The sequence below is a fragment of the Streptomyces sp. NPDC088194 genome (assembly GCF_040702025.1).
GTDB lineage: Bacteria > Actinomycetota > Actinomycetes > Streptomycetales > Streptomycetaceae > Actinacidiphila.
Genome location: NZ_JBFBIV010000164.1, coordinates 281 through 11444, shown reverse-complemented (window position 1 = coordinate 11444; position 11164 = coordinate 281). Strand labels below are relative to the sequence as shown.

The window sequence follows — 11164 nt, the reverse complement described above, 5'->3', positions numbered from 1 at the left end:
CGCGGGGAACAGCCCCGCTCGCGCGGGGAGCACATGCGCGGCGCCGACACCGGCAGCCGCACGCCGGGAACAGCCCCGCTCGCGCGGGGAGCACCGGGTTACGACCTGGTCCCCGCGGCCGGCGCGGGGAACAGCCCCGCTCGCGCGGGGAGCACATGCGCGGCGCCGACACCGGCAGCCGCACGCCGGGAACAGCCCCGCTCGCGCGGGGAGCACCTGCTGTTGCACTTCCGGTGGGCCAGGCGGCAGGGAACAGCCCCGCTCGCGCGGGGAGCACCTGGTCACGGGGTTCCGTTCTGGTGGGGTGTGGGGAACAGCCCCGCTCGCGCGGGGAGCACCATCAGACGGCGCTGCTGGTGAGGTCGTCGGCGGGAACAGCCCCGCTCGCGCGGGGAGCACTGTCCTGGCAGGGGCGGCACGCGTGCCGGCCGGGGAACAGCCCCGCTCGCGCGGGGAGCACCCGTGCTGCGCTTCGCGCGCCACCCGTATCCAGGGAACAGCCCCGCTCGCGCGGGGAGCACGCTCTGCCCGGCGCACAGCGACTCCAACCCCAGGGAACAGCCCCGCTCGCGCGGGGAGCACGTAGTTCCTCCCTCTACATCAGCCCCGTCGTAGGGGAACAGCCCCGCTCGCGCGGGGAGCACCTCCTCACGGAGGAGCACGTGGTCCGGGCGGGAGGAACAGCCCCGCTCGCGCGGGGAGCACCACGAGGGCCTGGAGGCCGCGGAGCGGGCCGCGGGAACAGCCCCGCTCGCGCGGGGAGCACTTCCTGGCCGTGACGTCGACCGTCACCAGGCGGGGAACAGCCCCGCTCGCGCGGGGAGCACGCGGCGGCGTTCTTGTCGTGCTGGAACACCATGGGAACAGCCCCGCTCGCGCGGGGAGCACTGGTCTCGGAGATCCTGGAACACTGCGAGAATGGGAACAGCCCCGCTCGCGCGGGGAGCACTCCACCAGCCGCACGCGGGCCTGGACCTGCCCGGGAACAGCCCCGCTCGCGCGGGGAGCACATCTATCTCATGCGCCACTGGATGAAGGAGATGGGAACAGCCCCGCTCGCGCGGGGAGCACACCGGCGAGCGCCTTGGTAAGAGGGAAACAGAGGGGAACAGCCCCGCTCGCGCGGGGAGCACACCGGCGAGCGCCTTGGTAAGAGGGAAACAGAGGGGAACAGCCCCGCTCGCGCGGGGAGCACACTTGGCGACCTGCACGTTTACCGCGGCCGGCGCGTGTTTTTACTCACTTCCCGGAAATCGGTCATATTCAGTCTCGCGGGGTTCTGCGAAGCACTGTCGCACCCGCTCGCCTGTCGGCGTTCCAAGTTTTGGACATCGTTATGAGCCGACCGGGACCTCGTAGACGACTTCGCACAGGTTCGCGGGCACCACGATGTCCGCTGTCTCGACGGGGCGGCCGTCTTCCGCGTAGTAGGTGCGCTGGATGTGTGTGGCCAGGGTGCCCTTCTGGACGCCGAGGAGGGCCGCTTCCTCGGCGGTCACGACCCGCGGTGAGGGTTGCTCCACCGCCCGGGTGACCGTCACCCCGATCTCGGCCATGCGGCGGACGACGCCGAGTCCTGCGTACGGCCCGCCCTCGGGGAGGACGATCAGCGTCCCCGCCGTGAGGGCGTACGGCTCCCAACTCGTGGAGAGCTGGGCGGGCTTGCCGTCGGCGAGGAATTCGTAGGCCGTGCGGACGCACAAGTCGCCCTCGGCGAGGCCGAGTCGGGCCGCGATCTCGGCGGGAGCCGGGACCTTCGCATCGGTGCGGCTCTCCCAACTGCCGCGCCGGCCCAGGGCCGCCATGTCGGACTGGAAGGGCGAGCCCCCGGTCTGCTCGCGGTAGAGGGAACGGACGATCCTCAACTTCTCGCGCGGCGCGGCCACGTACGTGCCGGAGCCGGCGCGGCCTTCGAGGGTGCCCACGGAGATCAGCAGTTCCTGGGCGCGGCGGATGACGTTGTCGCCGACGCCGTACGCGGCGGCGAGGTCGGCGCGCGAGGGCAGGCGGTCGCCCGGGGTCCACTCCTGGTCGGCGATGCGCTGGCGGAGGGCGTCCGCGATCCGGAGATACGGCGGCTGATCAGGCATGTGGACAATCTAGTCCACTAGCTCTAATCTAGTGAACTAGCTTCACTGAGAGTGCTTGGTTGGCAACGGAGGACCGTCTTGTGCCCCCACCCGAAGCACGCATTGCCGATATCTGCGCGCGCCTGGTTGCCCTGGGTCTGAGGCCCGAACGGACGGACGGCGGCGATCACGCGCGGATCGAGGCGCGGGTGCCGTCGGACTTCCCCACGGGGAGTTGGCGGGAGCTTCTGGCGGTCCTCGAAACGGCCGACCGGTTCGGCTTTGCCGACAGCACCTCGCGCGGACGCCAGTTGTGGGCGGTCGTGCGGACAGACCCCGGCGCGGCACGCCACGCCACGCCTCGCCGGGAACGCCCTGAACCGTAGGAGCTGATCCAATGACCCATCTCTTCAGCCGAGTTGCCGCGTGGTTCGCGCGACAGCTTCTCCCGCCCGCCGGACGGCACAGGCAACGGCCCCTTCCGCGAGCCACGTTGGCGCCGATTGCCGTGTCGTCCTCCGCCGGTTCGGCCTTCCGCACGGGGCAAGCCGCTCCGCGCTGGAGTCTCATCCGCGCCGAGGAGAGCGCGCTCGTCCGCCCGTACGTCCTCGCCGCCGAAAGCCGACGCTGGTGCGGTCGTGGGCCCGGACTTACGGCAGCACCGTGACCGCGCGCCACCAGGTCGTCGCCGACGACCTGCGCCGACTGATCATCGCGGGGGAGTACGCCGTGGGGGAGCGGCTTCCCCCTGAGACGCGGCTCGCCGCGCGGTACCACGTCAGTACGCCGACCCTCCGCGATGCGCTGGAAGTGTTGCGGGCCGAGGGCCTGGTCGCGAAGTTCCAGGGCCGCGGCAACTTCGTCTGCCGGCCGGCCGTACGCCTTACGTACCCCGTCGGCACCGGCACCGGTCCCCTTGACGTCATCGTCAGCGCCGTCGACCGTAAGGCGACCAGCGAACTCGCCGCCCACCTGGGCGGATCGCCCGACGAACCAATCACCGAGTACGTGTGCCTCAGCCACCGGGAGGACGCGCCGCAAGCCCTCGCGCACGTCCACGTGCCGCACGCGGTGTCGGGCGGCCGGGCGCTTCCGGCCGGCTCCTCGCCCTGGGGCGACGACATCCTCGGCGGCCTCGCGGTCGCGTCGGCGGCCGGCGGTACGGGGGTGAGCAGCTTCGACCAGGTCACCGCCCGGTTCCCCACCGGTGCGGAAGCACAGTCGTTGCGCATCACCGCTCGTACGCCGGTGCTCGCCATCCACCGGACGGTCATGGCCGACGACGGCCGAACGGTCGCCTGCGTCCACGTGGTACTGCCCGGCGATCGTGCCGAAGTCGCTTTCACCGTAGGGCCGGTAGGGGCCACGACGGCCGATGCGAAGGAGGCGACGCGATGATGCGGCTCCTGCCGTGGCTGGGCGTCGATGGGAAGCCGTGTTTCCTGGACACCGACGCCGACGGCTCGTCGTTCCTGTCCCGGCTCGCGGACAACTTGGAAGCGGTCCAACTCGGCATGAGCAGGGACCTGCTGGAGAACGTGCGGAAGTACACGGGCGAACGGGTGCCGCCCGAGAGCGACTTGCGGGCGATGGTCTCCCACCTGTGCATGGCCCTCGCGGACGTGTTGCGCGTGGCGGAGAGCCGCGGGGAACGGGTTCCGCCGCCGGATGAGGACGACGAGGTCGACGCCGTACGGCTCTTGCAGGCCGTCCAGTCCTTCACCGACCGCGCGATCGATCGGTGGAACGCGTCCTGAGCGCGGCTCCCCTGCTGAGTCAGCGGCTTCCCTCTCGCACCGCCACACCTCGACCATGGAAAGGGACTTCAACGATGAGCATCGGCGCTACGGCTGCCTCGTTATGTACGACGGACCAGCCACGTACGTGGAAGATCTCCACGACCAACGGCATCACCGCGCACGGCTACCTCCCAGACTGGGCGGAGGACGACCCCAGCGACACCGGTCTCGACCCTGAGAATCTTCACGTCACGCTGGTCGACGTCGGGCACCGCTGTGCCTTCCGAGGCGTGACCTTGACGGCCTTCACCCGTGAGGGCGGAGCCCGTCGAGCCCACGAGATCGAGTCCCTTCACGGCGAGATCGCGTGCCACCCCTATTCGGACTCCGAAGCGCCCGATGAGTCCGTTGTGCCGGTTGTCAACGTCCAGGTCGGGCCCGACTGTTGGGCGATCGGTCTTGAGCCGGTCGCCCTCGCCGAGCTGGCCGCGAAGCTGCGTACCCACGCCGACTACCTCGAAGGTGACGTACTGCCCCGGCTCGTTGCCGCCCGGGAGGATTGGGCCGCTCACCACTGCGAGGACACGCAGCGGTCCTGAGAGCCGCACCACTTCGCCCGGGCGCGGAACTCCGCCTATCCCGTTCGGAACGCAGGCATCGCATCGGCCCGTCCGATCGGAGCAGGAGCAGGACTTTGCGCCTGAACCGCCGGCGCCTCCCTCGCACTCACCCGCGCCGAAGCCTGCCTCGCAGCTCGTCATCGGCCACCGGGTAGCGATGCCGTCCGCCCGCCACCGCGCTCCATCCCCGGCGAGGTGGCGGGCGGACGGATGCACCGTAATCACTCACCCCGTAAGGAGCTTTGTCATGGCCAATCCCGGCCACTTCGCGGCGAAGAAGCTGGACACCACGCTGTCTGCGCGAGCGCTGTACGGCGCGGAGTTGCGGCACTACCGGGAGCGGAAGGGGCTGACCCTTGCGGAGTTGGCGGCCAGGCTGCACATCGACATGTCCTTCCTCGCCCGGATCGAGCAGGGAGAGCGACGACTGCCCGACGAGTTGGCCGGCCCCCTGGACCGACTCCTCGACACCGGTGGCTTCTTCGAGCGCAACCTCGAAGCCGCCCGCTCCGCCCCCAGGCCTGCCAGCCGCACCCCGCTTGCCGAGTGGGAACGGCTCGCCGTCGCCATTCATGAGTGGGACGCCGCGCTCATCCCCGGTCTGCTCCAGACCGACGCCTATGCTCTGGCCGCCGCCGACGCCTACCGGCACGTACTCTCCGACCGTGTCCAACGCCACCGCTGGGAGGCGCGGTTGTCGCGCACGCCCGTCCTTCTCGACGCGCACGGACCTCGTTACGCCGCCGTCCTCGGCGAAACCGCCCTCCGCCGACCGCTCGGCGGCCCCGCCGCCATGGCCGTACAACTCGACCACCTCGCCGCGCTCGTCCGCAGTGAGCGCGTCACGCTCAACGTCCTGCCCTTCGCCGCCACCCCGCATCCGACCGCCATGGACGGCGCGCTGCGCGTCATGAGGTTCGCCGACGAGAGCCCAGCCGTCCACTTCACCAGCCACCACACCGGCGCCCACGGCACGGAGCCCGGAACCACCGCACTCGCCCACCTCGCTTACGACCTTCTGCTCGCCGCCGCCCTTCCCCCGGACTCCTCTCTCGGCGCGATCGAGACGGCGGCCAACGCGTACCGGGCGGAAGCGGCAGGCGAGCAGGCAACTGACGCTTCCGCCACGGCCGAGGAGCGTCTGAGCCGTCGTGCGGGGAAGCGCGCCGGCGTGGTGCGAACCGTTTGGTGACGGCTGCGGGCCTGCACTGTGGATCAGGCCGGAGGCTGCGTCTCCGAGCGTCCCAACGGGTTGCCGATCGTCGTCACGCGCCATCGTCCGTACAGGCGCTGATCACGGGATCGGAGCCGGTGGGCAGTAGTTCAAGCACCAGCGCCACCGCCTCCTCCGCGGTGTCGACTTCACCGATTACGGCGAAGGGATCGCGTCGGCGCACGGTGAACCGTCCATTGTGCCGGGGCTCGATCGATCCGGCCTGCACGGACCAGGGGTAGCTGGTGGAACTGCTGAAGAGAAGGGTGAAGTGGCTGGTGAACGGGAACAGCCGCCGGAGTCGTGGTTGAGCGGCAGCGGCGTCCAGGAGAGGGACGATGCCCGGATACGGGCGCCCGGGTGAGCGGACCTGGTGGGCGGCGTAGCGCCCTTGCCAGGCGAGTCGTAGAGACTGCCAACGCGCGTCGACAGTGTCAGCGGGCCCGCGACTGCGTGCTGCGGCCATGTCCGGAAGAACTGGTCTCGGAGGCATGGACTGCTGCTGATCGAAAACCTCACTGTTGGCGTCCACAGCCATAGTGTCGCGGCTGGAGTCTGCCGGCATCAGCCCGGAGAGCAAGGACCGCAGCCGGGTGAGGGCGCGTGTCCGGGAGAGCCGGAACGATGCCCGTCCGTCCTGTTCTCCTACGGTCGGGTCCTGGGGGTGCGCCCCAGTCCTGCCCGTCCACTTCAGGGCAGCGTTTCCGCGTCGACGCGTGAGAAGACGAGGTCGCTCTCGCCGGTGACCGGTCCGCGCCACCGGACCGGTACGGCGGAGGCTCCCCGCAGGGCGGTCGGGTAGGTGGCGGCGGCGTACTCGTTGGCGAGGCGGTACACGTGGAAGCCGGCACCGCGCATCGTGTCGAGCAACTCCTCCACGGAGTCGCCGAGTTGTTCCATACGCTCCGGAGTGACCTCGACGGTGACCTCGGCGTCGGGCCGTAGCCGTTCGAGCATGGGCGCCATGCCGCGTACGACGCTGCCCTCCGCGCCCTCGACGTCGACCTTGACGACCCGGGCCCGGGTGATCTCCTCGTCGGTCAGCACGTCGGGGAGCGGGTGCGCCTCGATGTCGAAGACGGACTCCGTCGGGCCGTCCCAGGGGACGATGCTGTTGGCGCCCATGTTCGCCGAGCTGGCAAGGATGAACGTGAGCGTCTGGTCCTTGTCGGAGACGGCCGTGTGTACGGCGCGGATGTTCGTGCAGCCGTTGAGCCGCGCGTTCTGCTCGACCCGGTCCAGGAAGGGGCGCGACGCCTCTATGGCGACGACATGGCCGGTGGGGCCGACGAGCTGCGAGGCGAGCACGCTGAAGTAGCCGATGTTCGCGCCGACGTCGATGTACGTGTCCCCTGGGCCCAGGCGGTTGCGGAGCCAGTGCGTCATCCGCGGCTCCCACGTGCCGAACAGGTACAGGTAGCGCTGGATCAGGTCCTGCGTGTCCGCGGCGAAGCGCGCGCCGCTCACGGTCTCCGTGACGCGCTTGCGCGGCTCGTCCCGCAGGTGCGGGTTCAGCCAGCGGCCGGCCAGCGGGCCCTTGCCGAGGGTGCAGGGCGCGTTGCGTACGTACCAGCGGCCGAGGGTGACCAGGGCCTCCGTAGTGGGGTTGCTCATCCGCTCGCTCCTCCGCACGCCGCCAGGCCCCCACCTTACGGGCGGCCACCTGCGGCGCCCCAGAGCCCCACAGGCCGGATGCCCCGGAACCGCCCCCTCGCCTCCCTCCACCCTCCTAAAATCCTCAAGACGTCTTTACGACTCTTGGCCGGGGGTGGGTTTGAGCACGTCCGAGCAGTTGCTGACCATCGCCGCGGTCCTCCTGGGCGCCCTCACGACCTACGTCACCAACTACTGGACCGAGCGCCAGCGCATCCGCCGCGAGCTGCTCACCCGCTGGGACACGAAGAAGCTCGAAGCGTACGAGAACTACATCGACCGCGTCCGCGCCGCCGTCTACCTCGCCGTCGAGCTGTACGAACACCGCGAGGGCATCCGCGTCAGCGACGACCCCGAGTCCCGCCAGCGCGCCGACCTCTACGAAGCCACCCACCTCCGCGGCCGCGCCTTCGAACGCATCATGCTCCTGGCCGGCGACGAGGTCATCGAAGCTGCCCACGCGCTGAACGCGACCACCCTGGAAGTCGACTGGCAGGCCACCGGCAAAACCCCCGGCACCCTGGACGACTGGCGCACCCGCAACCGCGCCGTCTTCGCGGCGATCAATGCCTTCCACGAAACCGCCCGGGTGGACCTGGGCGTCAGCGGTTCTGTTACTGGAGAGACTCACCCGGAGCGGGATTTGCTGTTGCCGCCAACACGGCGTGAAAGTTAGGACATCCCAATTCGCACCAAAGCATCGTATCATTGCTGTAGGCTAATTGTTATGCCTGACACCTCGCCTCCGCTGGTTTTGGCTATGCGGCGACGTTGGCCATGATTTCTCCGTCATTCATTGGGCGTCTACCAGCGGAGCGGCGGCCAAAATTGGGCCGATTATTTACCGGCGTCTTTTCTTCTTCGTGAATCCGCTCAATTCGCCACCAACGCCGTTGATCTCAACATATGCCGAATATAGGCGTGGAATGACAAAAATGAAAATTACCAGGATGTAAGAACTCAGTGCAGTGGAAAGGGCGGCCCAAAATCCGTAAAGATGCCCGCTCTTGGAGAGACTGATATTCATGCCGACGACGAGAGAGCCTGCGTCGATTGCGCAGAGTAGGGAGCCGGTCAAGAGGTGGGCGGCGGTTTCATCGAGCATTCTTCTTTCGACTTCGAATCTGCTGATGCCTCCAGCGCCATCCCAGTCGGTGATTCTGAGGCGAAGACTTGATAGATGGGTGAATGCGCTTAGCATTCCGCCCGCAAGAAGCGAGACTCCAGTTAGTAGCGGGGCGGGTGAGGCTAGCTTGCCATCTCTCAAATACATCAGAAGGAAGACGGCCAGAGGAATCCCTATGGAAGATCGAGCTACCTTATCCCCTCTATGGATTGCACGTCGTCCGTCTGTTAGACCTTTCCAGTGGCCGCGCAGGACGGGCAGGACGTTGAACCGTGCGGACACTGCGGGCCTCCCCCTGTTTCAGGAGACGGGCCAGTCGATGGCAATCTTCGCCGCAGGCTGGAGTGCCACTGCCGTCTCTCTGACCTCAGCATAGAAGGAGGCTGTGACAACAGGGATATTCTCAGACAGCCGATAAGTGAAGACATCGGCCATCTGGCCAGGTCGCACGCGTTTGATCTGCCCATCCGGATCTTCGATTTCGACCCATCCGTCATCAAGATCCAGGTTCGCGATCTCTGGGCCCATGATCGCCGCAAGCTCCTGTACGCCCTGGGCTGTCGAGACGGGCGTCGCTTCTGAGTTCTCGGACTCCTTGTAACGTCTACGCCACCCCTGAACGACCTGTACGACTTGGTCTAGCTTTCCCGAGACGGCGAGCGAACCCTTGATCTCAATCTCGCGAACTTCGCGAGTGCTTCCCGCAGTGATTGTGTTCTTTACTAGGACCAGCTTTTGCGCGAGTCCTTCGCGAATCATTTCTTCAAGGCGTTCTTCGTCGGCCAAGGGAGCCACCTTGATACGCCACCAGCGGTTGCTTGGCGAGGTTTGTGACGCTTCATCTCGGGACTTCTTTTGAAGCCACCTTGCCAGGAACGGTGCTGGGCATGACCGGCTAATTGTTTCCATGGCAAGAATGCCAAGATTTCCATCATCCGGAAATGCGAAAATGAATCTGAAAATGTTGCTTGCCGCTTTCTCCTTGATGTCAGAGTCGGAGTCAGCATCTTCTCCCAGAGCCTTTTCGTGACTTCCTATCTTTCCCGACCATAGTCTTCCCCGGAGTGTGTTCCCTTCTATATAGACATCTTCAACTCGGATTGCTGGAGCGCCAAGCGATCCTTCTGTTGCGATTTTTATTTGCCCCGGTTCGGAAGGATCGCCCACGGTAATTCCCGCAGTCAGTGTCTTGAGCAGGCGCTCGGCGATATCACTGTAGGACTCGCCGTTGCAATCGTTAAGTTTTACGCTAGTTTGCCTGAGTCCCGGGAATACCTCGAACGAAAAGAGACGATAGCCGAATGTTGTCATCAGTGATCCTAGGGGTGAGATTTGCCTATGGTCACACAGGGTATGCTCGCGATCACTCCTTCACTCGACGCATGCAGCGGTTGTTCCAATATTGAGACATTGGCCGACTCGCCCCAGGTCCGCTGCCTCGTCCTGCGGTCGCGGAGCACGTTGGCGAGACGCTGTGATCCACCCACGACCGGGAGCGGCCCCGCTCGGTGGAGACCACTGCTGGCATGCGGCGATCGTCTTCTTGTTCGGGGGAGCAGCTCCGCATGCGCGGGGCCACATCCGTGGTCTGCGGTTTTATGCAGCGAGAGGTGCAGACGAGGTTCATGTTGGCTGGGCGTACGCCGTGGTCAACCTGTGGCCCGTGCGAAGGATCGCGGCCGGTTGTCGGGAGCATTACGCAGCTCAGGACCACTGTGTCTCGGGCTCGCCGGGCGGTCTTGAAAACCGTCGTGGCAGCGATGTCACCGTGGGTTCAAATCCCACAGCCTCCGCAGAGGTAGTTGGTTGAGCAGGTCAGAGCGGGTGCCCCGAGGTTCGGGGCACCCGCTCTGCTGTTGTCTGTCTCACTGTGGGTCGCCGGTATCCCGGCCGCGATCAGACCGTGCGGGCCATACACGGGCCGGATTCCGCTGCTACGCTCTGTTGTCCTCGTCGGTGTCACCGCTGGTCAGAGCGCGTGCGATGCGGGCGTTGTCCGCGTCCTGTCGCCCCTTGATGACTTTCGCGTAGAAGCGGTAGAGCACGGTCACACTGTGTCCGGCGCGGCGAGCGACTTCCACCGGATCGACCCCGGCCTTGAGCCACAGAGACATGCACGCGTGGCGGAGGGAGTACGGGACTTCTGCCAGGGGGTCAGCCAGGGAACATCCCCGCTCGCGCGGGGAGCACTGGGATCTTCCCTACCCGCAGCGACGCTGACGGGGAACAGCCCCGCTCGCGCGGGGAGCACTCGAAGCAGCAGGGCCAGATCATCACCGACGCGGGAACAGCCCCGCTCGCGCGGGGAGCACGACGTGTCTCACATTCGAAAGTCGCCAGGCCCGGGAACAGCCCCGCTCGCGCGGGGAGCACAGGTGACCGACGATGAAGCGCTCGGTCGCGACGGGGAACAGCCCCGCTCGCGCGGGGAGCACTCTCCCGGTTGGGCGACCGAGTAGCCGGTGATGGGAACAGCCCCGCTCGCGCGGGGAGCACGTGCTGCGCTTGACGAACACCCGCCCCTGGTTGGGAACAGCCCCGCTCGCGCGGGGAGCACGTGCGGGCGGCGTAGTGCAGGAACAGGGCGACGGGAACAGCCCCGCTCGCGCGGGGAGCACCGTCGACCGGATGGCTGCTTCCGTAACCTGCCGGGAACAGCCCCGCTCGCGCGGGGAGCACCGTCGACCGGATGGCTGCTTCCGTAACCTGCCGGGAACAGCCCCGCTCGCGCGGGGAGCACCGTC

General features: G+C 67.4%; 12 protein-coding genes, 1 tRNA gene and 2 CRISPR repeat arrays. Of the genes, 7 read left to right on the top strand and 6 right to left on the bottom strand.

Annotated features, from left to right (window positions below; all coding sequences use genetic code 11):
• Positions 1–4 precede the first annotated feature (4 nt).
• Positions 5–1195: direct repeats of the CRISPR family, unit length 29 nt; unit sequence GGGAACAGCCCCGCTCGCGCGGGGAGCAC.
• 139 nt (positions 1196–1334) lie between these two features.
• Positions 1335–2090, bottom strand: a complete 756-nt coding sequence (locus tag AB0399_RS39335; protein ID WP_366414554.1) for a GntR family transcriptional regulator — start codon at positions 2088–2090, stop codon at positions 1335–1337.
• Positions 2091–2149: 59 nt separating this feature from the next.
• Between AB0399_RS39335 and AB0399_RS39330 the strand changes: the two genes are divergently transcribed.
• The 5 genes from AB0399_RS39330 (at position 2150) to AB0399_RS39310 (ending at position 5620) form a co-directional block, all read left to right on the top strand.
• Entirely contained in the window at positions 2150–2455 is a 306-nt protein-coding gene (locus tag AB0399_RS39330) for a hypothetical protein (RefSeq protein WP_366414553.1), read from the top strand.
• 277 nt (positions 2456–2732) lie between these two features.
• Positions 2733–3467, top strand: a complete 735-nt coding sequence (locus tag AB0399_RS39325; protein ID WP_366414552.1) for a GntR family transcriptional regulator — start codon at positions 2733–2735, stop codon at positions 3465–3467.
• Entirely contained in the window at positions 3464–3826 is a 363-nt protein-coding gene (locus AB0399_RS39320) for a hypothetical protein (protein WP_366414551.1), read from the top strand. Before AB0399_RS39325 ends, AB0399_RS39320 begins: the two co-directional genes overlap by 4 nt.
• A 74-nt stretch (positions 3827–3900) precedes the next feature.
• Positions 3901–4407 (top strand): hypothetical protein, encoded by a 507-nt coding sequence (locus AB0399_RS39315; RefSeq protein WP_366414550.1) that lies wholly within the window; start codon positions 3901–3903, stop codon positions 4405–4407.
• 268 nt (positions 4408–4675) lie between these two features.
• Positions 4676–5620, top strand: a complete 945-nt coding sequence (locus tag AB0399_RS39310) for a helix-turn-helix transcriptional regulator (protein ID WP_366414549.1) — start codon at positions 4676–4678, stop codon at positions 5618–5620.
• Between the two features lie 73 nt (positions 5621–5693).
• On the opposite strand, the gene AB0399_RS39305 is transcribed toward AB0399_RS39310, so the two are convergent.
• Positions 5694–6173 (bottom strand): DUF6193 family natural product biosynthesis protein, encoded by a 480-nt coding sequence (locus AB0399_RS39305; protein ID WP_366414548.1) that lies wholly within the window; start codon positions 6171–6173, stop codon positions 5694–5696.
• Positions 6174–6331: 158 nt separating this feature from the next.
• Positions 6332–7255, bottom strand: a complete 924-nt coding sequence (locus tag AB0399_RS39300) for an FkbM family methyltransferase (protein WP_366414547.1) — start codon at positions 7253–7255, stop codon at positions 6332–6334.
• Between the two features lie 154 nt (positions 7256–7409).
• On the opposite strand from AB0399_RS39300, the gene AB0399_RS39295 reads away from it, so the two are divergent.
• A complete protein-coding gene (locus AB0399_RS39295; RefSeq protein ID WP_366414546.1) occupies positions 7410–7970 on the top strand; it encodes a hypothetical protein in 561 nt (186 codons plus the stop codon).
• 165 nt (positions 7971–8135) lie between these two features.
• On the opposite strand, the gene AB0399_RS39290 is transcribed toward AB0399_RS39295, so the two are convergent.
• Together AB0399_RS39290 and AB0399_RS39285 are read right to left on the bottom strand one after the other, a co-directional pair.
• Positions 8136–8702 carry a hypothetical protein gene (locus AB0399_RS39290; protein ID WP_366414545.1) on the bottom strand — a complete coding sequence of 189 codons (567 nt, stop codon included), beginning with the start codon at positions 8700–8702 and terminating at the stop codon, positions 8136–8138.
• An 18-nt stretch (positions 8703–8720) separates the two neighbouring features.
• A complete protein-coding gene (locus tag AB0399_RS39285; protein WP_366414544.1) occupies positions 8721–9731 on the bottom strand; it encodes a hypothetical protein in 1011 nt (336 codons plus the stop codon).
• Between the two features lie 377 nt (positions 9732–10108).
• On the opposite strand from AB0399_RS39285, the gene AB0399_RS39280 reads away from it, so the two are divergent.
• A tRNA-Ser gene (locus tag AB0399_RS39280) sits at positions 10109–10213 on the top strand.
• Between the two features lie 141 nt (positions 10214–10354).
• On the opposite strand, the gene AB0399_RS39275 is transcribed toward AB0399_RS39280, so the two are convergent.
• Positions 10355–10534, bottom strand: a complete 180-nt coding sequence (locus tag AB0399_RS39275) for a hypothetical protein (RefSeq protein ID WP_366414543.1) — start codon at positions 10532–10534, stop codon at positions 10355–10357.
• A 47-nt stretch (positions 10535–10581) separates the two neighbouring features.
• Positions 10582–11160: direct repeats of the CRISPR family, unit length 29 nt; unit sequence GGGAACAGCCCCGCTCGCGCGGGGAGCAC.
• Between the last annotated feature and the right edge of the window lie 4 nt (positions 11161–11164).